The following is a 23,326-nucleotide window of genomic DNA, read 5'->3' as shown; positions in this document are numbered from 1 at the left end:
ATCACGCAATCCGAGGCAAGGTCACTTCCCGCACAGTTCCGACAATTTAGCCTGCGCCAGCCCCTGGGCAAGGCGCTGGAACCCGGGCTGGCCTGCCAGTAGCTTTCCGGCGTCGCCGCCAAGATCCATCTTGGCTTCGGTCACCGTGCAGGTACCGATATCCACCGCGACATCCGCCTTGACCGACGCCTTCGCGGTGATCTGGATCAGGCCCTTGGGGCTCGATTTGCACGACAGCGCCGCCTCGACATGGAAGCGCAGGCCGCCGGGTGCGTCGCAGACGTCGAAGTCGGAAATCGACAGCTTGTCCGTCCGGTTGGGACCGGCGGGAAGCGCCTCGCACAGTTTGACTTTATGGAGGGACGTCTGGACTTCCGTCCATTTGGGGCTCTTCAGGATAGACCAGCATCCCGCGGAAGCGGGAGAGCCGAAAAGCACGCCGGCCGCCATCAGAACGAGTGCCGACGCCATGAGCTTCGAACGGCGTGAAACCTTGAGACCTTGAACAGACATGCTTTCCTCCGTTGCCGCAGGGTCCCGTCGTCCGACGGACACTGACCAGATGCTCTACGCCGCGAAGACGTTCCGGCCAACCGAAGATCGCCGTCGCGGATGTCTTTTGCATGACCTTAATGACAGCACCATGTCCAGCGATCAATCCGCGTTTCCATGGGACCGGGGTGCCACGGGACGCTACCGGTTTTCCCCCGCAACAACACGTGATCATGCATTCGGAAAATTTAGTTGAACTTTCAAATATCTTGTGATCAAATAATCAAAACAAAATTTCAAGGCCACTCTGCACCGTCAGAATTGCCGCCACGACAGGGAACGATCATGACCGCATCGGCCACAGCATCCGGCACTTCGGGCCGCAACGAATTCCCCGTCGATGAGATCAGGGCGCTGTTCCCGGCGATCCGCAAGGCCGGCGATTTCATCTTTCTCGAAAATGCCGGTGGCGCCCAGGTGCCCCAGACCGTCATAGACGCGGTCAGCCAGCATCTCGTCGATTTCAACGTCCAGCGGATGGCGAAATATGAGCACAGCCAGGGCGTCGACAAGAATCTGGCCGAGGCGCGCGAAACCGTCGCCATGCTGGTCAATGCCTATCGCCCCGAGGAAATCTCCTTCGGTCTCAACGCAACCTCGTTCATCCGCCTCGTCAGTCTCGGCATCGCAAAGCTGCTCGACGAGCGCGACGAGATCATCGTCACCGACATGGACCATGACGCCAATATCGCCACCTGGATGGCGCTGGAGGCCAACGGCGCCAAAATCGTCTGGTGGAAGATGAACGAGGACGGCACGCTCCATACCGAAGACCTGAAGCCGCTGTTGAGCGACCGCACCCGTCTCGTCGCTTGCACGGTGACCGCCCATTCGATCGGCACCATCGTCGACGTCACCACCGTCGGCAAGCTGGCGCACGCTGCTGGCGCCGAAGTCTTCCTCGATTGCGTCCATTATGGCCCGCATGGCCTGATCGACGTACAGGCCTGGGATTGCGACTATCTCGTCTGCTCCGGCTACAAGAATTTCTCGCCGCATATGGGCTTCCTCTGGGGCCGCTACGACGCGCTCGTCAAGCTGCCGACCTTCAAAGAGGATTTCATCCCCGACGTACCGCCCTACAAGATCGAGGTCGGCACTTTCACCTATGAGAATGTCGCTGGCATGAATGCCGCCGTGCACTATCTCGAAGACCTCGGCCGCCGCTTCCTCGCGGGCTCCGGCCATTCGCGCCGCGAAGCGTTGGCCGCCGCGATGGGCGCGATCCGCGACTATGAGCAAGGCTTGTCGCGCGAGATGATCCGCGTGCTGAAAAAGCACGGCGCCAGGATCTACGGCATTTCCGACGAGGCAAAACTCGGCGGCCGCGTGCCGACCATCTGCTTCTCGCTGCCCGGCGTGACGCCGCAATATGTGGCCGAGGAAATGGGCAAGCGCCGCATCGGCATCCGTGATGGCCACATGTTCGCCCCGCGGCTGATGAAGCGACTTGGCCTGACCATGGAGACTGGCTGCATCCGCGTGTCGCTGGTGCATTACAACAAGGTCGAGGAGATCAGCCGTTTCGATGATGAACTCGGCGACATCCTCGCCAATGCGGGCCTGAAGAAGAGCGCTTGACAGCGCGCTTCCGGCCCCGTGGATTTGAGAGACGCGGACGACAACCTGCAGCTTTAGTTGGTTGAGGGTCTTCCGCGACAGGGTGGGAAAAACTTCGCCGGCCGATCTGGCCGGCACAGGAATGACGGTCCGCGCAACGCGGAACGGCAGTTGCCGCCGGATATGGCGGTCATAACCAGAGGGAGAAAAGAATGAATCTGACCCGTCGCAACATCATCGCTTTGGCTGCCGCCATCGGCATGTCCAGCGTCGCATTTACCGCTTTCGCGGCTGACGTGCTGAATGTCGGATCCTATCCGAACAACCCGCCCTTCGAATACAAGGATGCCGACGGCACGTTCAAGGGTTTTGAGGTCGATATCGTCAACGAAGCCGCCAAGCGCATCGGCATGACCACCAACGTCGCCGATTATGGCTTCCAGGCGCTGTTCGCCGCCACCTCGTCCGGCCGCATCGACGTGGCGATCTCCTCGATCACCATCACCAAGGAACGCCTGAAGTCGCAATCCTTCACCCAGCCCTATTACGACTCCGACATGGGTATCGCCACCAAGGCCGACAGCCCGCTGAAGAGCCTCGAAGACCTGAAGGGCAAGACCATCGGCGTGCTTTCCGGCTCGACCGGCGAAAAGTGGACCAAGGACAACAAGGACAAATACGGCTTCGCCGACATCAAGGGCTATAACTCGCAGCAGGAATGCATGCTCGACCTCAACGCCGGCCGCGTCGATGCGGCCATTTCCGACGTCCCAGGCATGCAATACCTGTTCCTGAAGATGACGGGCCTGGCGGTCAAGGATCACATCAAGACCGGCGAACAGTACGGCCTGATGATGACCAAGGACCACAAGCTGCTGCAGAAGCTTTCCGACGCTATCGGCGCGATGAAGAAGGACGGCACGATGGCCAAGATCCACAAGACGTGGTTCGGCGACGACGCCCCGGCCGGCTCTTCGACGGTGACGGAAGCGCCGATCCCGACGCCCTGAACGACAAGCAGTCGTATTTGGGCCAACGCCCCTCCCCAACCCCTCCCCACAAAGGGGAGGGGCGCCAGAGCCAAACCACAGTGCGGCAATTGGGGCGGGATGGCGCCGCAAGTCTTCTCCCTCTGTGGGCAGGGCTATAGCATATGGCGCAAGGGGAGATGGCCGCCCTTCGACAAGAGCTCAGGAGCCCAGCAGGGTTTCCGAGGCACGGCCTCGCCCAAGCAACGCATTCTAAACGTCACCTATCCGCACTAAGCTGGTGCGTTCTTAAGCCCCTACCGAGGTGCGGCCATGTCGTTTGTCGACACTTTCTTCAATACCGAAGTCCTCTGGGCTTCCCTCCCTGCTCTGCTGCGTGGGCTGCTCAACACGTTGCTGCTCGGTATCGCCTGTATCGCCATCGGCGTCACCGCCGGCATGTTCGTCAGCATCATCAGGCTCTATGCGCCGAAGCCGGTCCGTATCCTTTCGATTATCTACATCGATATCTTCCGCGCTACCCCGGTCCTGGTGGTGCTGATCCTCGTTTACTACGCCCTGCCCTTCATCGGCATCAACCTGTCGTCCTGGACATGCGTGATCCTGTCCTTCTCGCTGGTCATGGCGGCCTATTCGGCGGAAGTCTTCCGCTCCGGCATCGAGAGCGTGCCGAAGGGCCAGTTCGAAGCCGCCGCCGCCCTTGGCATTCCCTTCATGATCACACTGCGCAAGGTGGTTCTACCGCAGGCGATCCGCATCGTCATCCMGCCGACCACGTCCAACTGCGTGTCGCTGTTCAAGGACACATCGCTCGCCTCGACCGTGGCGCTGCCGGAGCTGCTCAAGGAAGCGCAGGACGCGCAGGCCTTTTATGCAAACCCGTCGCCGCTGATCGGCATGGCGGTGATCTACATTCTCTTCCTCTGGCCCATGGTGCGACTGGTCAGCCTGCTGGAAAGACGCTTCGCCGCGGAGAAGCATCGCTGATCGCTGATGAGACAAGCACGTCGCCATGCTGCAACTCACCGTCTTCATCGGCGGTGAAAAAGGCGAGCCCGATCAGCGCCGTAATTGCGACAACCAAAGTGCCTGACAGTGAACCAGACGTCGCATTGCGGTGTGCACTCCATGTTGGGCAATTCCGGATTTTCCCGCATAAGCGCGCAATCCGCTTTGGTTCTCGCCTGCGAGGGAACCCTGCCTCTTCCGGATAGTTCTACGGTTTGCAAGGAACCGTCAGATGCCCGCGCTGATCAGATTTATGATTTCGAATTTCACGACGGGCTTTCTGCTCGGCGCCGCGACGGCGCTGGCGCTCATGCTTGCGCGCCAGTTGCCATCCTCGAACCACGAACCCCTCGCCATCTGGCTTCAGGTCTTCGCGCTGGGTGCTCCCTTCGGATTGGGATTTCTCGGCACTGCGCTATTGCTCGATGCCGAGGATTAGAGATCCCGCGCCTCGATGCTGTCGACCCGGTTGGGATAGAAAGCCAGGTAATCTCTGATCTCGTGGACCGCGTCATACGGACGCTCATAGGTCCAGATCGCGTTTGCCGAGCGCTCGCCGCCCAGCGGAATGCTGTAATAGGACGCATCACCCTTATAGGGGCAATAACTCTCGTGCGTGCTGCGCTGGAGCAGCGACATGTCGACATCCTTGCGCGGGATATAGCTCACCGGTGGATAGTTCGCTTCCTGCAACGTCAGCGACTCATTGGTTTCGGCAATCGTCTTGCCGTTCAGGCGGACGACGACTTTCGCAGGATTGGGCTCGATGGTGATCGGATGGTCGGGACCGGGAATCTTGATCGGCTTGGCGGACATGTGCGTATCTCCGTAGCGAAATTACACGCCAGACATAGGTAATCATGCCCTCTGTTCAAGGCAGCTTTCCGCTGGACAGATGCCGTATGGGCATTATTTTGGACATCGCCGTCCAATCGGGAGAATAGCCATGATCCGGCACATCAAGTCGACCTGCACCACCGTCCTTTCTCTTTCACTCCTCATCCTGACCGCCATCCCGACACACGCCGCCTCCCCCGCTCCCGTCGAGGCCGAGCATGGCATGGTGGTGACCGCGCAACGGCTCGCCTCGCAGGCCGGGATCGACGTTTTAAAGAACGGCGGCAATGCTGTGGATGCGGCAGTGGCGGTCGGCTATACGCTCGCCGTCGTCTACCCGGATGCCGGCAATATCGGCGGCGGCGGCTTCATGACCGTCCGGCTGAAGGACGGCCGCACCACTTTCCTCGATTTCCGCGAACGGGCGCCGCTCGCTGCCACCAAGACCATGTATCTCGACAAATCAGGCAATGTGGTGAAGGGGCTCAGCACCGACACGATGCTCGCCGTCGGCGTGCCGGGTTCGGTCATGGGCCTGGAAACCGCACGCGAAAAATACGGCACCAAGTCGCGTGCCGAACTGATGGCCACCGCCATCCGCTATGCCCGCGATGGCTTCCGCCTCGAACAGGGCGATGTCGCCTCGCTCGCCGGCGGTGCGGTGCGTCTCGCCAAGGACAAGGCCGCCGCTGGCATCTTCTTCAAGGACGGCAAGCCCTATCAGATCGGTGATGTCCTCAAGCAGCCGGACCTGGCAAAGAGCCTGGAAGCGATCGCCAAGGACGGACCGGACGCCTTCTACAAAGGCTGGATCGCCGACGACATCGTCAAGACGAGCGAAAACATGCACGGCCTGCTCGCCAAGGCCGATTTCGAGCAATACAGGGTGCGGGAACTCAAGCCGGTAAGCTGCAATTACCGCGGCTACGAGATCATCTCCTCGCCGCCGCCGAGCTCGGGCGGGGTGATCATCTGCGAAATCCTCAACATAATCGAAGGCTATCCGCTGGAAAAATACGGCCCGGCCTCGGCCGAGACCGTGCACTACATGATCGAGGCGATGCGGCATGCCTATGTCGACCGCAACGCCGCGCTCGGCGACCCCGATTTCATCAACAACCCGGTCTCGGCCCTGCTCGACAAGGCCTATGCGAAAAGAATTCGCGACACGATCAGCCCCGACAAGGCCGGCAGCTCGCCGAAGCTGAAGCCGCTTGGCCTCGCCGAAAGCGTCGAAACGACGCATTATTCGATCGTCGACAAGGACGGCAATGCCGTGGCCGTCACCTATACGCTGAACGGCTCCTTCGGCACCGGCATCGTGGCGGCGGGCACCGGGATCCTGCTCAACAATGAGATGGACGATTTCACCTCCAAGCCGGGCGTCGCCAATCTCTACGGGCTGGTGCAGGGCGAAGCCAATGCGATCGCGCCGAAAAAGACGCCGCTGTCGTCGATGAGCCCCACCATCATCACCAAGGACGGCAAGCTGTTCATGGTGATCGGCAGCCCCGGCGGTGCCCGCATCATCACCATCACGCTGGAAGCGATCATCAATGTCGTCGATTTCGGCATGAACATCCAGGAAGCCATCGACGCACCGCGCATCCATCACCAATGGCTGCCGGAAAAGGTGGCGATGGAGCCTTTCGCGCTGTCACCCGACACGCTCAAAGCCTTGTCCGCCATGGGCCACACTGTCCAGGTCGACATGAACTGGCCGATCTGGGGCCAGGCCGCCGGGATCCTGGTCGGCGGCAAGGACCTTGCCGAGATCAGGGACGGCAAGGGCGCAAGACTGAACGGCGCGATGGATAGCCGCGCCTATTCCGGCGCGGCAATCGGTTATTGATGGGGGCCATCAAGGAAGTCTCAGAGCAATGTTGTCTGCTCAGGCCGAGTGCAAGCGCCTGTAAGTGACATAGGCGGCCATGATGAAAATCAGACCGGCATTGAAACAGGCAATGGCAACAAGGAGATTGATCCAGAGCGCCCCATGGGCAAACAACGCCACGAGGAACACGACTGCGATCAGGAAGGCGACCAGGATGACGGCAAGCATCGACCGCAGCAGCGCTGTGGTGAGTCCGATCAAGAAGGATGTAGCCACAACCATCATTGGCTCCTGAGCAATTGTTTCGCCAACCTTGCGCCGGAAGCTTTGAAAATTCTTTGATCTATATCGGGATGATTTTAGTGAAACGATCATTTGCCGCATTTCACTCCCCCACTCCGTCCACCGCCGCATAAAGGATGCAGCAATGGGGGCGTATTTCAAACTATTTTTGGGATGATTTACCCAGTGGATTGAATCCAAACAGTAAAAACTACTGGCCGTGGCGGTGCTTTGTCTTGAAAAATTCACATCTGTCAGTCCAAAGCCGGAATCACCGCATGTGATTCGCATGCGTGAACCCTTCACATGGTTAATATTATCATGACAAAAGGCGCGTCGGGTCTGACGCGCCTTCGGTTTGGCTGAAGCGACTCGCAATGCTCAGGCGGCGATGGCGCCCGGACCGGGCTGCGCCGCCGGCGGGCATTTGCCGAGGATGATCATGCCCAGCACTTCATCCTTGGTCACATGCTCGGTGCGGGCATGGCCGACGACGCGGCCGTTCTTCATCACCGAGACGCGGTCGGCAAGGTCGAAGACATCATGGATGTCGTGGCTGATCAGGAAGATGCCGATGCCGTCTTTCTTCAACTCCTTGATCAGTTCGCCGACCTGCGCCGTCTCCTGCGGCCCAAGCGCCGCCGTCGGCTCGTCCATGATCAGGATGCGGGCGTTGAACAGGATGGCGCGGGCAATCGCCACCGATTGCCGCTGGCCGCCGGAGAGCGCCTTGACCGGCTCCTTGAAGCGCCGGAAGTTCGGGTTGAGGCGCCCCATCACCTTGCGCGCCTCTGCCTCCATGGCGACGTCGTCGAGCGTCCCCCATTTGGTCAGGATCTCGCGGCCGAGGAAGAGGTTGGCAGCCGCGTCGACATTGTCGGCAAGACCAAGCGTCTGGTAGATGGTCTCGATGCCATAGGCCTTGGCGTCGCGCGGATTGTGAATCGCCGCTACCTCGCCATTGATCAGGATATCGCCATGGTCGCGGTGATAGGCGCCGGACAGCGCCTTGATCAGCGTCGACTTGCCGGCGCCGTTATGGCCGAGCAACGCCACCACCTCGCCGGGGAACAGGTCCACGGAAGCGTGATCGACGGCGCGGATACCGCCGAAGGCGATCGAGACGTCCTTCATCTCGACGAGCGGTGTGCCGGAGGGCCTCTGGTACATTGCAGTCATTTGAGATCCTCCTTACTTGGCGTGGCGGCGATAGAGATTGTCGACATAGACGGCGAAGACGAGCACGGCGCCAACGACCAGGCTCTGGATCGAGACGTCGAAGCCGATCAGTGACATGCCGGAATAGAGCGACTGCATCACCAGGGCGCCGATCAGTGCGCCGTAGATCGTGCCGGAGCCGCCTGCCAGGGACGTGCCGCCGATAACCGCCGCGGCGATGACATAGAGTTCGTCAAGCCGGCCAAGATCGGCCGTCGATGCACGCAGGCGCGCCGACGAAATGCAGGCCGAAATACCGACCAGCAGCCCCATCACCGAGAAGATCAGCATCGTCAGACGCTTGGTGTTGATACCGGCGAGATCGGCAGCCTCGGGATTGCCGCCTGTTGCGAAGACATAGCGGCCGAATTTCGTGCGTGTTGTGACAAAGGTCATGATCATGACGACGGCCAGAGCGATCAGAACCGGGATCGCCCAGCCATGACCGATATCCACCAGCGTCGCGGGATCGATATTGTGCTCCTTGGCATATTCGCGAACGATGCCCTTYGGCCAGTAATAGTGGTTCACGGTCCAGGTCGCCGCCAGGATAACGACGGCGCTGGCGATGCCGATCAGATACTCGGCCCAGATCGGCCGCATCGGAAAGCCGAAGCGCGAGCGCTGCCGCCGCGCCGACACGAGACTGAACGCCACGCCGATACAGGCGATCACGGCGAGGACCCAGCTTGCAGAGGCTCCGATCGAACCATAAGGGCCGCCGCCGATCAGCGAGAATGTCGGGTCAAGCGGCGAGATCGTCTCGCCGCGCGCCAGAAGCCACGCGACGCCGCGCCACACCAGCATGCCGCCAAGCGTTACGATGAAGGAGGGAATCTCGAGATAGGCGATCAGGAAGCCGTGAAAAGTGCCGATCAGCGTGCCGATAATCAGGCCGACGATGACGGTGATGATCCAGGTCGTCGGATTGTCGAGCCCAAGATATTTYGGCAGGACCCAGACCTGCAGTATCCCCATGATCATCGCCGTCGCGCCAAGCATGGAACCGACCGACAGGTCGATGTTGCGCGTGACGATGATCAACACCATGCCCGTCGCCATGACGGTGATCGAAGAGGTCTGGACCGAGAGGTTCCAGAGATTGCGGTAGGTGATAAAGGCGCCGAAGCCGTTAAAGATATAGCCGTAGAGGTCAAAGCCGAGCCAGATGACGATCAGCGCTGCGATCATGCCCAGCATGCGCATATCGACTTCCGTCGCCCTCAGAAATGTCTTGATTGGACCTTCACTCACAAGCGTCGGGCCGCTCGTTACCTGCACTTGGGCCATTGGATCGCCTCCCCAAACCCCGAGACGTCAGTCTCTCTGTCGAAATTGTCCGCCGGACCCCGTGATTTGTCCAGCATACTTATTGTTAGCACGAAGAACTTTCCGTGATCCGCCACCACTGGTTCTCCCGGCCTCATTCCTTGAAAAATGCGCCGCCTTTTCTCAAAGGCGGCGCACGATATTACCGTCGTTCCAGCAATTACTTGCAGGCGTCGACCGAACCGGCTGGCACGCTGGCGCAGACAGTGGCCTTGTCGACCCACTTGGCGTCGATGACGTCCTTCAGGTTGGCCTTGGTGATCGGATCCGGCGTCAGCAGGACCGCGTTCATCTCGACATGGCGGGCGCCATCCTTGAACTTGGTGACGTTCGGGATCTGGTCCATCGTCTTGCCGTCGGCGAGCATCAGGGCTGCTTCAGCGGCGAGCTTGCCGAGCTGGCGCGAGTCCTTCCAGATCGACACGGTCTGGGTGCCGAGCGCGACGCGGTTCAGAGCGGCCTTGTCGCCGTCCTGGCCGGTGACCGGGGTGGTACCCTGGAGACCCTGGGCCTGGAGGGCAGCAACGACGCCGCCGGCCATGCCGTCGTTTTCAGACAGAACCGCATCGACCTTGTTGTCGTTGGCGGTCAGGATCTGTTCCATGTTCTTCTGGGCATTTTCCGGCTTCCAACCATCAGACGAAGCCTCGCCGACGATCTTGATCTTGCCGCTGTCGATGGAGGGCTTCAGCACTTCCATCATGCCGTTGTAGAGGAAGGTGGCGTTCGGATCGCCCGGGTCGCCCTTGATGATGGCGAAGCTGCCGGAATCCTTGACCTTGAGCACTTCCTTGGCCATCAGGCGGCCAACGCCCACGTTGTCGAAGGTCATGTAGAGAACGGCGGGATGCTCGATCTGCACGTCATAGGCGATCATCGGGATGCCTTCGGAGGCAGCCTTCTCGACGGCCGGCATGATGGCTTCCGAGTCCCAGGGGCAAATCAGGAGAACGTCGGCACCCTGCGACATCAGCGATTCGATGTCGGTCAGCTGCTTGGCGGCCGAACCCTGCGCATCGGCAGAGATATACTTGTCGCCATTGTCTTCGACGATCTTCTTGATAACGGCTTCGTCAGTCTTCCAACGCTCTTCCTGGAAAATCTTCCAGGAGACGGCAATCGTCTTGCCCTTGGCCAGAACCGGCCCGGCAAGCGACAACGCAAATACGGCGCTCGCAAGCGCAATCGCAAGTTTCTTCATCTTGTCCTCCCGATGCGGATCGCATCAACAAAATTGCGGTCCCTGTCCCCGATGCCCACTCCTGACGCACACACCGGGCGAAACCCTTGTGAGCCTCTTTTTTTCGAGGTTCGAAAAAAGGAGTGACTCACATCGTGTTCCATGTCAAGAATGATTTTCAAATCGATTAGAGTACGTGAGTTTGCTGTTGCGGCGCACTGTTTGACGCTATTGCGACGCGGAAATAATCGTACAAATGGGAGGAACCTGCTTGTCCCTGTTCGTACGTCAGGACGACGTCCGGCGTCAAAACCAATTCGGCGTGCTGATGGCGCTTCGGCGCCAGGGTTCGTTGTCGCGTACCGATCTCAGCGCGCTGACTGGGCTGTCGGCCTCCACCGTGACTGTCATTACCAACAGCCTGCTCGAACGCGGCGCGTTGGTGGCCGAGACGGTCGGCGATTTTGCCGGCGCTCGCCGCGGCCGGCCGCAGGTCAGGCTGTCGCCCAATCCGACGCATGCCACAGTGGCGGCGATCTTCCTCGGCCTGGATACGGTCGAGATCAGACTGGCCGATTATGCCGGCTCGGCGATCGGTCAGGTGACCGTGCACACCCCCACGCACCACATGAGCGCGGACGAACTCTGCGCCGCCGTGGTCGCGCCGCTCAGACGCCTGCTCGAGGCCCAGCCTGCCAATCGCGCCCCGCTCAGCCGTATCGCCATCGGCGCTGAAGGCATTGTCGACGCCGGGGGGCAGACGCTGCTGTCCTCGCCGGTGACGGTGACCTCCAATGTCGATCTTGGTGCAGCGCTACAGAAGGAATTTGGCGCCAGCGTYGAGATCGCCAACGAAAGCAACATGATCGCCGAAGCGCTGCGCTGGAAGGCGCCGGATCGCTACGGCTCGGATTTCGCCACCGTTCTGCTCTCCGTCGGCGTCGGCATGGGACTCTATCTGAACGGCAAATTGTTTTCCGGCGTCCGCTCGTCGGCCGTGGAGTTCGGCCACACATGCTATCGGCTTGACGGTGCGATCTGCCGCTGCGGCCGGCGCGGCTGTATCGAGGCCTATGCCGGCGTCAACGCCATATGGCGGGCCGCGTCCTGCATCGACGAAGACATATTGGTCGAGGACGAACTGCCGGACAATGCGCTGGCGCTGCTCGCTGCCAAGGCGCGCGCCGGCGACGGGCCGGAACGGCGCGCCTTCCGCGAAGCCGGCCGCGCCATCGGCACCGGTCTCTCGAACCTCTTCACCATGTTCGACCAATTGCCCCTCGCCTTTACCGGGCCGGGCGTCGCCTTTCTCGATCTGATGATGGACAGCATCAAGGACGAACTCTCCAAGACCAGCTTCGGGCTGCCGGTGGTGATGAGCATCATCGACAGCTATCTCGACTATCGCGCGCTGATCCGCGAGGGCGCGCTGATGCGGGCGCTGGTCTTCCTCGACCAGACCATGCCGGCGCAGGGCGAGACGCGCGAGCCGGCTGCATCCATGCCGTGAGGAGTGCATGATGCCCTGGTTTCAAACGGAACCGGTCAATCCCGGGGTCCAGCGCTTCATCGAGAAGCCCGTCCACAGCTTCTACCGCGCCAATCTCTACCGGATCAAAGGCCGCGATTTCGATATCCAGCTCGACTTCGGCGTCAGCATCAAGAGCCTGACGGAGGTGTCGCCGGCGGACGGCCATCCGGTGCTCGCCATCGCCTCGCATGCCCATGTCGACCATATCGGCAGCTTTCACGATTATGCCCGCCGCGCCGGCCATCGCCTGGAGGCCGACACATTCGCCAATCTCGATGATGACGGCACGGTCGAATCCTGGTTCCGCCGGCAGCCAGGCGCCGTCGACACCCTCCCCTATCCCAGCTGGACCATGGACGACTTTCGCATCGTCCCGGCACCGTTGACAGAATTCCTCGACGAGGGTGACGTGGTCGATCTGGGCGATCGGAAATTCACCGTCCTGCACCTGCCCGGCCACTCGCCCGGATCGATCGCACTGCTCGACGAACACAATGGCGAATTCTTCAGCGCCGACGCCATGTATGACGGTGGCATCGTCGACGACGTGCCAACGTCTAACGTCGCGTCCTATCTCGGGACCATGAAAAGGTTAGTGGAACTGGACATTGCGGTCGGCTACGGCGGCCACGGCCCGGATTTCGACAGGAAGCGGATGCGGGAAATCGCCGAAGCCTATATCGCCTCGCGCGGCGGCTGACGACTTCCCCGGCCCAACACGCAAAAAAGGCCAGGCATTTGCCTGACCTCCCTGGCTCCCGATCCATCCGCGCCAGTTCATCCGTGGTCGCCAAGATCGGAATGGTTAAAGGATAACTGCCAATTGTTACCGATTTATTACCAGTTTTAGGAAATTTGAAGGCGAGCAGCCATCGAGCTTCCGCTCAATGGCTATCCTTGCCAACGGCATTCCCACGACATCCCTTCAGGAAGTCAAGGTCGGCGCCCGTATCGGCCCCTTGAACGTGCTGCTGATGCAGCCAGGCATAGCCTGATGCCGGTATCTCATGGGTTGGCTCCCATGCAGCAAGCCGGCGCGCCAGTTCCTCGTCGGGAATGTCGAGATGCAGGCGCCGGTTCGGGACGTCGAGTTCGATCATGTCGCCGTTCTTCACCACGGCGAGTGGTCCACCGACCRCCGCTTCCGGCGAGGTGTGCAGCACGACAGTGCCATAGGCGGTGCCCGACATGCGCGCATCCGAGAGGCGCACCATATCGGTGATGCCCTTCTTGAGCACTTTCGGCGGCAGGCCCATATTGCCGACCTCGGCCATCCCGGGATAACCCTTCGGGCCGCAGTTCTTCAGCACCATGACGCAAGTCTCGTCGATATCGAGATTGTCGTCGTTGATCTTGGCCTTGTAGTCGTCGATGTCCTCGAAAACCACGGCCCGGCCGCGATGCGTCAGCAGATGCGGTGACGCGGCGGATGGCTTCAGCACCGCTCCCTTCGGCGCGAGATTGCCGCGCACCACGACGATGCCGCCCGACTGCGTCAGCGCCTTCTCGGCCGGCAGGATCACATCCTCGTTCCAGTTGACGACGTCCTTGACCTCGTCCCAGATCGTCTCACCGGACACGGTCTGCGCATCCCTGTGCAACAGGCCCGCCTCGCCCAGGCGCTTGAGCACGACCGGCAGGCCACCAGCGTAGAAGAATTCTTCCATCAGGTACTTGCCCGAAGGCATCAGGTTGACGATCGTGGGGATATCGCGGCCGCAGCGGTCCCAGTCATCGAGCGTCAGGTCGACGCCGACACGGCCGGCGATGGCCATGAGATGGATGACCGCATTGGTCGAGCCGCCGATCGCCGCATTGGTGCGGATGGCATTCTCGAAAGCCTGTTTGGTCATGATGTCGGAGGGCTTCAGGTCGTCCTTGACCATCTGCACGATGCGGCGCCCCGTCAGCTGCGCCATGACCTTGCGGCGCGAGTCGACGCCTGGGATCGCGGCATTGCCGGACAGCGCCATGCCCAGCGACTCGGCCATGGACGCCATGGTCGAGGCGGTGCCCATCGTATTGCAGGTGCCGGAGGAGCGGCTCATCGACGCTTCAGCCTCGAGGAACTCGGCCTGCGTCATCTCGCCGGCCTTCACCATTTCGGAGAACTTCCACAGATGCGTGCCGGAACCGACGCGTTCACCGCGGAAATAACCGTTGAGCATCGGCCCGCCGGTCACCACGATCGAAGGCAGGTCGCAGGAGGCCGCGCCCATGATCAGCGATGGCGTGGTCTTGTCGCAGCCGACCATCAGCACGCAGCCGTCGATCGGCTGGCCGCGGATCGCCTCTTCCACCGCAAGCGCCGCGAGATTGCGGTACATCATCGCGGTCGGTCGGAAGGTGTTTTCGGATGCCGAGAAGACCGGGACTTCGACCGGGAAGCCACCCGCCTCCCAGACACCCGCCTTCACTTTTTCAGCGAGTTCGCGCAGATGTCCGTTGCACGGCGTCAGGTCCGACCAGGTATTGAGGATACCGATCACCGGGCGACCGTCGAACAGATCGTTCGGGTAGCCTTGGTTCTTCAGCCAACCGCGGTGGTAGATCACGTCACGGCTCGTTCCGCCGTACCACTCCTGAGACCGGAGCTTGCGCGGCCAATCAGCTTTCTTTGTCATTTGGAATTTCCCTTGGCCGGCTGTGTCCCGACCTCAACATCAGAGCATGCCGACGGATACTGTTTCCTCACGGGCGATCTGCAGCGAATTGCGCAGCGGATAGCCGAATTCCGGCACTTCGATTTCGAAAATATCGCCTTCCTGCGGCTTGATGCCCTCGGCGAAGGAGAGTGTCGCGGTGCCGAACATATGCACGTGCACATCGCCCGGCTCGCGGAAGAGCTTGTACTTGAAATGGTGATATTCGAGGTTGGCGAATGTATGCGACATGTTCGCTTCGCCCGACAGGAACGGCTTTTCGAAGATCACCTGGCCGTTGCGGCGGATGCGTGACCAGCCCTGGATATCGTCCAGCGGCTCGCCAACCCAGATTTCCGGGCCGAAGCTCGCCTGGCGCAGCTTCGAATGGGCGAGATAGAGATAGTTGATCCGCTCCGTCACGTGATCGGAGAATTCGTTCGACAGCGCGAAGCCGACGCGGAACGGCTGGCCGTGCTTGTTGATCACATAGATGCCGGCGATCTCCGGCTCTTCGCCGCCGTCCAGGGCGAACGAGGGCGAGGTGAGCGGCTGGCCGCTGGCTATGGCCTGCGTGCCGTTGCCCTTATAGAACCATTCGGGCTGCACGCCCTTCTCGCCAGCCTTGGGCTTGCCGCCTTCGAGGCCCATGCGGAACATCTTCATCGAATCGGTGAGGTTCTCCTCCGCCGTCTCGGCCGTCTTCTTGTGCATGGAATCGCGCGCAGCCGCCGAACCGAGATGTGTCAGCCCCGTACCGGTGAGATGCAGATGCGACGGATCGGGATGCTCGATCGGCACCAGGAAGCGGCCTTCCGCATGCACCCGCATCAGGTCGATCGAATAGTCGCCGAAGCCATGATGCGAGATGACCTCCATCAGCGACCGGCCGCTATCGGCCGCTTCCATGGCCAGCGCATAGACGCTCGACGCATCCTTGACGACGCGCGCCTCTTCGTCGACCGTGTTTCGGACGACGACGGCAGCGCTACCAAAGCCGTTGTTGATTTGCGATATCAGCATTTCCTACTCCTTTTACGGATGGCCGCATGGCGTGAATTCCGCGCTAACGGCGGTCAGCCATGTGGTGGAGCGAGGCCGATGGCCTCAGCCCTTCCTCTTGTTGTAAACGTCGAAATAGACAGCGGCGAGCAGCACCAGGCCCTTGACCAGTTGCTGGTAATCGATGCCCAGGCCCATGATCGACATGCCGTTGTTCATCACACCCATGATGAAGGCGCCGATCACCGCGCCGGTGATCTTGCCGACGCCGCCGGACGCCGAGGCGCCGCCGATGAAGCAGGCTGCAATGACGTCGAGTTCGTTGCCAACACCGGCCTTCGGCGTCGCCGAATTCAGACGTGCGGCAATGATCATGCCGGCGAGCGCGGCGAGCACGCCCATGTTGACGAAGACATAGAAGGTCAGCCGCTCGGTGTTGATGCCGGAGAGCTTTGCCGCCTTCTCGTTGCCGCCCATGGCAAAGATGCGCCGGCCGATCGTCGTCCGCGTCGTAACGAAGGCATAGAGCGCGATCAACAGGCCCATGACGACGAGCACGTTCGGCAGGCCGCGATAGGTGGCGAGCTGGAAACCGAGGAAGATCGCCACGATGCTGGTGATCCCCATCTGGATGGCGAAGAAAACGAAAGGTTCATTCTCGGTGCCGTGCGCTTCGTTGCGCTGACGTGCGCGCAGCCCGTTGAAGACCGCCAGCGCCACCAGCACCAGCACCACGATCAGCGCCAGATAGTTCTTGATCAGGCCGGTCTCGCTGACCGGCAGGAAATCCGGGATGAAGCCGGTCGACAGCAGCTGGAAGTCTTTGGGGAACGGACCGAGAGAACGATTTTCCAGCACCAGATAGGTCAAGCCACGGAAGACCAGCATGCCGGCCAGCGTGACGATGAAGGCCGGTATCTTCTGGTAGGCGATCCAGTATCCCTGTGCGGCACCGACGGCGCCGCCGATGATCAGGCATATCGGCACGACCAGAGCGAAATGCCAGCCCCATTTGACGAACATCACCGCCGATATACCGCCTGTCAGCGCCACGATCGACCCAACCGACAGGTCGATATGGCCGGAGACGATGATCAGCAGCATGCCCAGCGCCATGATGATGATGAACGAGTTCTGCAGCACCAGGTTGGTGATGTTGACCGGCTTGAACAGCACGCCATGGGTGACGAACTGGAAGAACACCATGATGACGACGAGCGCGACCAGGAGCCCATATTCGCGGATGTTCTTGCGCAGATAGTCGCCGATCGAGGGGACATTGCTGGTGGTGGTGGTTTCGGAGACCATTAGTGTTTCTCCCCCGAGCGCATGATGGCGCGCATGATGGATTCCTGGCTTGCTTCCTTCTTCGAAAGTTCGGCGACGATGCGACCTTCGTTCATCACGTAGATGCGGTCGCAGGTGCCGAGCAATTCGGGCATTTCCGACGAGATCATCAGAATGCCTTTGCCTTCGGAAGCCAGCTGGTTGATGATGGTGTAGATTTCATACTTTGCGCCGACGTCGATGCCGCGCGTCGGCTCATCGAGGATCAGCACGTCGGGCTGGGTGAACAGCCATTTCGACAACACGACCTTCTGTTGGTTACCGCCCGAGAGGTTGACTGCCTCCTGATAGATCGACGAGGAGCGTATTCTGAGCCTGGCGCGATAATCGTTGGCGACCTTGGCTTCGGCATGGTTGTCGATGATGCTGGCCCGCGCCACCGCCTGCAGATTGGCGAGCGTGGTGTTCTGCATGATGTTGTTGATCAACACCAGGCCGAGCTGCTTGCGGTCCTCGGTGACATAGGCAAGGCCAGCGTCGATCGCCTTCGGGATCGTGCTGACATCAACCGACTTGCCGCGCATCTTGACTTCGCCGGTGATCTTGTGGCCCCACGCGCGGCCAAAAATGCTCATCGCCGTTTCGGTGCGGCCCGCGCCCATCAGCCCGGCAATGCCGACGACCTCGCCGGCGCGGACATTGAAGGCGACATTGTGGAGGAATTGCCGGTCGCGATGGTTCTGGTGGAAGACGTTCCAGTCGCGCACATCGAGCAGCACGTCGCCGATCGGCACATCGCGCGGCGGATAGCGATCATGCAACTCGCGGCCGACCATGCCGCGGATGATCCGGTCTTCGCTGACTTCTTCGGTCGCGGCATTCAGGGTCTCGACCGTGCCGCCGTCGCGCAGGATGGTGATCTGGTCGGCGACCTTCTTCACCTCGTTGAGCTTGTGGGAAATGATGATCGAGGTCAGGCCCTGCTTGCGGAATTCCATCAGCAGGTTGAGCAGCGCGTCGGAGTCGTTTTCGTTGAGCGAAGCGGTCGGCTCGTCGAGGATCAGCAGCCTGACCTTCTTGGACAGCGCCTTGGCGATTTCGACGAGTTGTTGCTTGCCGACACCGATATCGGTGATCAGCGTGCGCGGCTGCTCCTTGAGGCCGACCTTGCGCAGCAATTCCTGCGTGCGCGAGAATGTCTGCGGCCAGTCGATGACGCCACCGCTCGCCACTTCGTTACCGAGGAAGATGTTCTCGGCGATCGACAGCAGCGGCACCAGCGCCAGCTCCTGGTGAATGATGATGATGCCCAGATGCTCGCTGTCGGAGATCGTGGAGAAATGGCGGACTTCGCCATCGTAAAAGATGTCGCCTTCATAGGTGCCATAGGGATATACACCGGACAGCACCTTCATCAGCGTCGACTTGCCGGCGCCGTTTTCGCCCACAAGGGCGTGGATCTCGCCTTCGCGCACCTTGAAGCTGACGTTGTTGAGCGCCTTGACGCCTGGAAACGTCTTGGTGATGCCGCGCATTTCGAGAAGAATTTTATCCATACTTGGTATTCCATCGCCGGCAGGCCCACGACGGACCCGTCAGGGACTATAGAAAGTCACGCGAGAACTGAGAAGGGGGTCCGCCAACCGGCGGACCCCCGGATTTTACCTTACCGGATCACTTCGTGACCTGGTCTTCGGTGTAATACTTCGAACCGACCAGAATGTCCTTCCAGTTGCTCTTGTCGACGGCAACCGGGGTCAGGAGGTAGGACGGAACGACCTTGACGCCGTTGTCATAGGTCTTGGTGTCGTTGACCGTCGGCGCCTTGCCGGACATGATGTCGTTGACCATGTCAACGGTGGTCTTGGCGAGTACGCGGGTGTCCTTGAAGACAGTCGAATACTGTTCGCCGGCAAGGATCGACTTGACCGACGGCAGTTCCGAGTCCTGGCCGGTAACGATCGGCATCTTCAGGTCGCCAGAGCCGTAGCCGACACCCTTGAGGGCCGAAAGAATACCGATGGAAAGGCCGTCATAGGGCGACAGAACCGCGTTGACATGCGCATCGGTATAGGTCGAGGAAAGCAAGTTTTCCATGCGAGCCTGTGCGACAGCACCGTCCCAGCGCAGGGTACCAACCTGGTCCATGCCCATCTGACCGGACTTGATGACGATTTCCTTCTTGTCGATCATCGGCTGCAGAACAGACATGGCGCCATCATAGAAGAAGAAGGCGTTGTTATCATCAGGCGAACCGCCGAACAACTCGACGTTCCACGGCTTGACGTCGGGGAATCTCTCCTTCAGGCCCTGAACGAGCGAATTGGCCTGCAGCACGCCGACCTTGAAGTTGTCGAAGGTGGCATAGTAGTCGACATTGCCCGAGTCGCGGATCAGGCGGTCATAGGCGATGACCTTGACGCCGGCGTCATGGGCCTTCTGCAGGATGTCGGAAAGCGTCGTGCCGTCGATGGCGGCAACCACGAGAACCTTGGCACCCTTGGTGACCATGTTTTCGATCTGCGACAGCTGGTTCGGAATATCGTCGTCAGCATATTGCAGGTCGGTTTCGTAGCCGGCAGCCTTGAACAGCTTTTCCATGGTTTCGCCGTCGGAGATCCAACGGGTCGAGGTCTTGGTCGGCATGGAAATACCGATTTCGCCCTTGTCGGCGGCGAAGGACGGAGCAGCAAAGGCCGCGACCGAGATTGCGGCTGCGGCGAGCAGCGAGGTGATGAGTTTCATTAGTCTCTCCCTTAGTTATGGCAGGCGGAACACCGGGAGGAGAATGACAGCTTTCGAAGGCTGGTCCCCCGCCTTTTTCAAGGGCTTGCGGCCAAGCGCGACGACGCTCCTCCACATTCCCTCCCATGCGTTCTGTCGTTACCTGCCTATAAACCTGTATACCTGTCAAATAGAATAACTTGCGACTTCTATACCAGATCCGGTATAATATCCAAAAAGTCATACTTTTCAAAAGGAAGAGCGACATGGACCTTCGCGAAAAAAATTCCGACAACCTCATTTTGACGCGGCAAGGGCAATATCTGTCTGAAAATGAGGGCGATTCTCTAATCAAGGCGGGACTCAAACTCAGCCATCTCAGATTGATTTCGGCGCTCTCCCACCACGGCCAGGTGAGTTCGGCGGCCCAAGCGCTCAACATTTCCCAGCCGGCCGCCTCACGCATGCTGAGCGAAGTGGAGTCGATTCTCAAGGCCCCGCTCTGCGAACGTGTCGCCAAGGGCATGGTCATGACCCGATTCGGAGAGGCCATGGCGCGGCGCGCCAGCTCCATCCTGCTCGAAATCCGCGAGGCCAATCGCGAGATCACCGAACTCAAGACCGGCTATGGCGGCTCGGTCAATATGGGCTCGGTAACGGCGCCGGCCATCAGTTTCGCCGTACCGGCGATCCGCAAGATCCGCAGCCTTTATCCGTCGATCCAGGTCAACTGCCAGATCGAGACGAGCAACATCCTGACCCGTGACCTGATGTCGGCGCGCTACGATTTCGTCATCGGCCGCATTCCCGACGAGCTCAATCCGCGCCAGTTCCATGCACAGCAACTCGGTGTCGAGAAAGCCTGCCTGATCGTCCGTGCCGGCCATCCACTCCTCGACGGCACGCCGCGCCGGCTCGATGAGCTCAACCGCTACGATTGGGTGTTCCAGCCGCAGGGCGCCATGCTGAGCCGCGCCCTGGAGACAATGTTCATCGAGGCGGATGTGCCACTGCCCGACAACATCGTCACCACCTCGTCGGTTTTGCTGACCATGGCGCTGATCGCCGGAAGCGACGCGATCGCGCCGATTGCCGAGGAGGTCGCCACCTTCATCGCCAGCCAGCCAAGCCGCATGGGCGAGATCGCCATCCTGAAAACCGATTTCGACATCGTGCTGGCGCCCTATAGCCTGATCACCGCCCGCGGCCGGGCGTTGCCGCCCTCAGCCAAGCTGCTGCATGACCTGATATTGCAAGAGTGTGGGCGCGGACGCGGCTGACGGCATCCCTGAAATGCTCACGCCACAGTCAAGCCTCGCTCAATTGACATTTGCTCCATTGCGCCGCCACCAAAGCACGGGAACCGAATGCCTGTTTTCGGAAAATCGCTGTTCGAAACGGTCCTCGACGGGCTGGACGATCCTGCTGCCGAGGAAGAGCAGGACGCGCCTGCGCCGGTGCGCGGCTTCCACGCCAGCTTCGTCGGCCGTGAATGGAGCGCCGATCCGGATATCGAAGCGCGGTCATCGAAGTTCGACGAATTCCTGGCCGAGCCGTCTCCTATCGAGCCGATTCTGCCAGTCATGCCGGATTGGATCGGGCGTACGAGCGAAGCGGAGATCGCCGAGGACCTCGCACTTTCGGCCTGCCGCAGCGAACAGCAACTACGCGAACGGCGCCGGCTCTTCGCACTCGAAAACCATCCCGACCGGGTGCCGCCGGAATTCCGCGACCAGGCGACGCGCAGGATGATGATCGCCAATCAGATGATCGACGCGGCGCTGAAGAAACTGCACTAGCCGACCGGTTTCCCGTCGCCTTCACCGTCCGGCTTGGAGGCCATTGCTTCCGGCTCGATATCGGCTTCGTCATTCTCGGCAACGGCAGGAACAGCGGGCATATCTTCCGGCGCCTTGTAAGTCCAGAAAAGCGTATAGACACAGTAGACCGCGCAGGCGAGCGAGATCACCGACCAGAACGGCTCGTGATGCCACCCTTCCAGGGCCGCCCAGGCGATCGCCGCCAGGCAGATGACGAGCCGCCGGCCAAGCGGCTTGTAGAAGGGCGAGCTGGTGTCGATCAGGTAAATCGGTGTTTTGTTCTTTTTGTCTGCCATCACATTCCGTCCAAAGTCCCTCCGAAATGGCATTTTTGCCCAGGCCTGACAAGCAGGTGTGATCGGTGCGGCTGAAATGAAACATCGGTGTCGATTGCGGAGATACGGAATAAACATTCCATATTTTGAGAATTGATCATTCCGTTCCGTTTTGCTAGACCGTGGCGACGATATGCGCCGGCCGCAGTCCGGCAAAGAGGAGAGAGAAACAGATGACGGTAAGATTTGGGGTTCTGGGCGCGGGACGCATCGGCAAGGTGCATGCGAAAGCCGTCAGCGGCAATGCGGACGCGAAACTTGTCGCCGTCGCCGACGCCATGGCGGATGCGGCCTCGGCGCTCGCTGCGCAATACGGCGCCGAAGTGCGCTCAATCAGCCAGATCGAGGCTGCCAACGACATCGATGCGGTGGTGATCTGCACGCCGACCGACACGCATGCCGACCTGATCGAGCGCTTTGCCAAGGCTGGCAAGGCAATCTTCTGCGAAAAGCCCGTCGACCTCGACGCCGAGCGGGTGAAAGCCTGCCTGAAGGTCGTGGAAGAAACCAACGCCAAGCTGATGGTCGGCTTCAACCGTCGTTTCGACCCGCATTTCATGGCCGTGCGCAAGGCGATCGACGCCGGCAAGATCGGCGCCGTCGAGATGGTCACCATCACCTCGCGCGACCCCGGCGCGCCGCCGGTCGATTATATCAAGCGTTCGGGCGGCATTTTCCGCGACATGACCATCCATGATTTTGACATGGCCCGCTTCCTGCTGGGCGAAGAGGTCACCTCGGTCAGCGCCCATGCCGCCGTGCTGGTCGATCCGGCCATCGGCGAAGCCGGCGACTATGATTCGGTCACCGTCATTCTCGAAACCAAGTCCGGCAAGCAGGCGGTGATCTCCAATTCCCGCCGCGCCACCTATGGCTATGACCAGCGCATCGAAGTGCATGGCTCCAAGGGCGTCGCCTCGGCCGAGAACCAGCGGCCGGTGTCGATCGAGATCGCCAATGGCGACGGCTATACCCGCCCGCCGCTGCACGATTTCTTCATGACCCGCTACACCGAAGCCTATGCCAACGAGATCGCCGGCTTCATCTCGGCTGTTGAGAAGGGCACGCCGATCAGCCCGAGCGGCACGGACGGCCTGATCGCGCTTCAGCTCGCGGACGCCGCAGTGCAAAGCGTCAAGACCGGCAAGCGCATCAGCGTCTAAGATGGTTGCGCCACCAAGATCCGGGCGGCTTCG

Annotated in this window: 22 protein-coding genes; 10 read left to right on the top strand and 12 right to left on the bottom strand. The window is 60.6% G+C overall.

The genetic code is table 11. From position 1 onward, the window contains the following. Nucleotides 1–21: 21 nt before the first annotated feature. On the bottom strand, nucleotides 22–513 hold the full coding sequence (locus tag AC1DYF_RS23570) for a hypothetical protein (protein WP_477879201.1): 492 nt from the start codon (nucleotides 511–513) through the stop codon (nucleotides 22–24). A gap of 324 nt (nucleotides 514–837) precedes the next feature. On the opposite strand from AC1DYF_RS23570, the gene AC1DYF_RS23565 reads away from it, so the two are divergent. The 4 genes from AC1DYF_RS23565 (at nucleotide 838) to AC1DYF_RS23550 (ending at nucleotide 4,548) form a co-directional block, all read left to right on the top strand. Continuing rightward, on the top strand, nucleotides 838–2,133 hold the full coding sequence (locus AC1DYF_RS23565) for a cysteine desulfurase-like protein (RefSeq protein WP_477879200.1): 1,296 nt from the start codon (nucleotides 838–840) through the stop codon (nucleotides 2,131–2,133). 191 nt (nucleotides 2,134–2,324) lie between these two features. Beyond that, complete coding sequence (locus AC1DYF_RS23560; RefSeq protein WP_477879199.1) at nucleotides 2,325–3,122, top strand: ABC transporter substrate-binding protein; 798 nt, start codon at nucleotides 2,325–2,327, stop codon at nucleotides 3,120–3,122. Between the two features lie 291 nt (nucleotides 3,123–3,413). After that, complete coding sequence (locus AC1DYF_RS23555; protein WP_477879198.1) at nucleotides 3,414–4,088, top strand: amino acid ABC transporter permease; 675 nt, start codon at nucleotides 3,414–3,416, stop codon at nucleotides 4,086–4,088. Nucleotides 4,089–4,341: 253 nt separating this feature from the next. After that, entirely contained in the window at nucleotides 4,342–4,548 is a 207-nt protein-coding gene (locus tag AC1DYF_RS23550) for a hypothetical protein (RefSeq protein ID WP_477879197.1), read from the top strand. Here the strand turns inward: AC1DYF_RS23550 and AC1DYF_RS23545 are convergent. Continuing rightward, nucleotides 4,545–4,925 carry a DUF427 domain-containing protein gene (locus tag AC1DYF_RS23545; RefSeq protein ID WP_477879196.1) on the bottom strand — a complete coding sequence of 127 codons (381 nt, stop codon included), beginning with the start codon at nucleotides 4,923–4,925 and terminating at the stop codon, nucleotides 4,545–4,547. The two genes, AC1DYF_RS23550 and AC1DYF_RS23545, sit on opposite strands and share 4 nt — an antisense overlap. A gap of 130 nt (nucleotides 4,926–5,055) precedes the next feature. Between AC1DYF_RS23545 and ggt the strand changes: the two genes are divergently transcribed. Further along, nucleotides 5,056–6,798 (top strand): gamma-glutamyltransferase, encoded by a 1,743-nt coding sequence (gene ggt, locus AC1DYF_RS23540; RefSeq protein WP_477879195.1) that lies wholly within the window; start codon nucleotides 5,056–5,058, stop codon nucleotides 6,796–6,798. 39 nt (nucleotides 6,799–6,837) lie between these two features. Here ggt and AC1DYF_RS23535 read toward each other — a convergent pair whose 3' ends face one another. The 4 genes from AC1DYF_RS23535 to AC1DYF_RS23520 all read right to left on the bottom strand — a co-directional run bounded on the left by AC1DYF_RS23535 (nucleotide 6,838) and on the right by AC1DYF_RS23520 (nucleotide 10,810). After that, the gene (locus tag AC1DYF_RS23535) at nucleotides 6,838–7,062 is read right to left on the bottom strand and encodes a hypothetical protein (protein ID WP_477879194.1); all 225 of its coding nucleotides are present in this window, start codon (nucleotides 7,060–7,062) and stop codon (nucleotides 6,838–6,840) included. Between the two features lie 381 nt (nucleotides 7,063–7,443). Further along, nucleotides 7,444–8,232: an ATP-binding cassette domain-containing protein gene (locus tag AC1DYF_RS23530; RefSeq protein ID WP_477879241.1), complete on the bottom strand. Its 789-nt coding sequence runs from the start codon at nucleotides 8,230–8,232 to the stop codon at nucleotides 7,444–7,446. Nucleotides 8,233–8,253: 21 nt separating this feature from the next. Further along, complete coding sequence (locus AC1DYF_RS23525; protein WP_477879193.1) at nucleotides 8,254–9,570, bottom strand: sugar ABC transporter permease; 1,317 nt, start codon at nucleotides 9,568–9,570, stop codon at nucleotides 8,254–8,256. A 199-nt stretch (nucleotides 9,571–9,769) separates the two neighbouring features. Beyond that, nucleotides 9,770–10,810: a substrate-binding domain-containing protein gene (locus tag AC1DYF_RS23520; RefSeq protein WP_477879192.1), complete on the bottom strand. Its 1,041-nt coding sequence runs from the start codon at nucleotides 10,808–10,810 to the stop codon at nucleotides 9,770–9,772. Between the two features lie 250 nt (nucleotides 10,811–11,060). Here AC1DYF_RS23520 and AC1DYF_RS23515 point away from each other — a divergent pair, with 250 nt between their 5' ends. Both AC1DYF_RS23515 and AC1DYF_RS23510 read left to right on the top strand, forming a co-directional pair. Further along, nucleotides 11,061–12,299: an ROK family transcriptional regulator gene (locus AC1DYF_RS23515; RefSeq protein ID WP_477879191.1), complete on the top strand. Its 1,239-nt coding sequence runs from the start codon at nucleotides 11,061–11,063 to the stop codon at nucleotides 12,297–12,299. Between the two features lie 10 nt (nucleotides 12,300–12,309). Next, nucleotides 12,310–13,020, top strand: coding sequence for an MBL fold metallo-hydrolase (locus tag AC1DYF_RS23510; RefSeq protein ID WP_477879190.1), 711 nt, complete (start codon nucleotides 12,310–12,312; stop codon nucleotides 13,018–13,020). A gap of 184 nt (nucleotides 13,021–13,204) precedes the next feature. On the opposite strand, the gene araD is transcribed toward AC1DYF_RS23510, so the two are convergent. The 5 genes from araD to chvE form a co-directional block, all read right to left on the bottom strand. Continuing rightward, on the bottom strand, nucleotides 13,205–14,944 hold the full coding sequence (araD, locus tag AC1DYF_RS23505) for an L-arabinonate dehydratase (RefSeq protein ID WP_477879189.1): 1,740 nt from the start codon (nucleotides 14,942–14,944) through the stop codon (nucleotides 13,205–13,207). 39 nt (nucleotides 14,945–14,983) lie between these two features. After that, nucleotides 14,984–15,985: an AraD1 family protein gene (araD1, locus tag AC1DYF_RS23500; protein ID WP_477879188.1), complete on the bottom strand. Its 1,002-nt coding sequence runs from the start codon at nucleotides 15,983–15,985 to the stop codon at nucleotides 14,984–14,986. An 84-nt stretch (nucleotides 15,986–16,069) separates the two neighbouring features. After that, a complete protein-coding gene (gene mmsB, locus AC1DYF_RS23495) occupies nucleotides 16,070–17,272 on the bottom strand; it encodes a multiple monosaccharide ABC transporter permease (protein ID WP_477879187.1) in 1,203 nt (400 codons plus the stop codon). After that, on the bottom strand, nucleotides 17,272–18,807 hold the full coding sequence (gene mmsA, locus AC1DYF_RS23490; RefSeq protein ID WP_477879186.1) for a multiple monosaccharide ABC transporter ATP-binding protein: 1,536 nt from the start codon (nucleotides 18,805–18,807) through the stop codon (nucleotides 17,272–17,274). The genes mmsB and mmsA overlap by 1 nt, the downstream gene beginning before the upstream one ends. A gap of 118 nt (nucleotides 18,808–18,925) precedes the next feature. Next, a complete protein-coding gene (gene chvE, locus AC1DYF_RS23485) occupies nucleotides 18,926–19,996 on the bottom strand; it encodes a multiple monosaccharide ABC transporter substrate-binding protein (protein WP_477879185.1) in 1,071 nt (356 codons plus the stop codon). Nucleotides 19,997–20,241: 245 nt separating this feature from the next. Here chvE and AC1DYF_RS23480 point away from each other — a divergent pair, with 245 nt between their 5' ends. Together AC1DYF_RS23480 and AC1DYF_RS23475 are read left to right on the top strand one after the other, a co-directional pair. Next, nucleotides 20,242–21,255 (top strand): LysR substrate-binding domain-containing protein, encoded by a 1,014-nt coding sequence (locus tag AC1DYF_RS23480; RefSeq protein WP_477879184.1) that lies wholly within the window; start codon nucleotides 20,242–20,244, stop codon nucleotides 21,253–21,255. 87 nt (nucleotides 21,256–21,342) lie between these two features. Then, nucleotides 21,343–21,774, top strand: a complete 432-nt coding sequence (locus AC1DYF_RS23475) for a hypothetical protein (RefSeq protein WP_477879183.1) — start codon at nucleotides 21,343–21,345, stop codon at nucleotides 21,772–21,774. On the opposite strand, the gene AC1DYF_RS23470 is transcribed toward AC1DYF_RS23475, so the two are convergent. Continuing rightward, nucleotides 21,771–22,091 (bottom strand): hypothetical protein, encoded by a 321-nt coding sequence (locus AC1DYF_RS23470; protein WP_477879182.1) that lies wholly within the window; start codon nucleotides 22,089–22,091, stop codon nucleotides 21,771–21,773. The genes AC1DYF_RS23475 and AC1DYF_RS23470 overlap by 4 nt on opposite strands. 212 nt (nucleotides 22,092–22,303) lie before the next feature. Between AC1DYF_RS23470 and iolG the strand changes: the two genes are divergently transcribed. After that, entirely contained in the window at nucleotides 22,304–23,293 is a 990-nt protein-coding gene (gene iolG, locus AC1DYF_RS23465) for an inositol 2-dehydrogenase (protein WP_477879181.1), read from the top strand. Nucleotides 23,294–23,326 lie beyond the last annotated feature (33 nt).

The organism is Rhizobium sp. P2_G9 (genome assembly GCF_056403475.1).
This window is presented reverse-complemented; position numbering and strand designations above follow the sequence as displayed.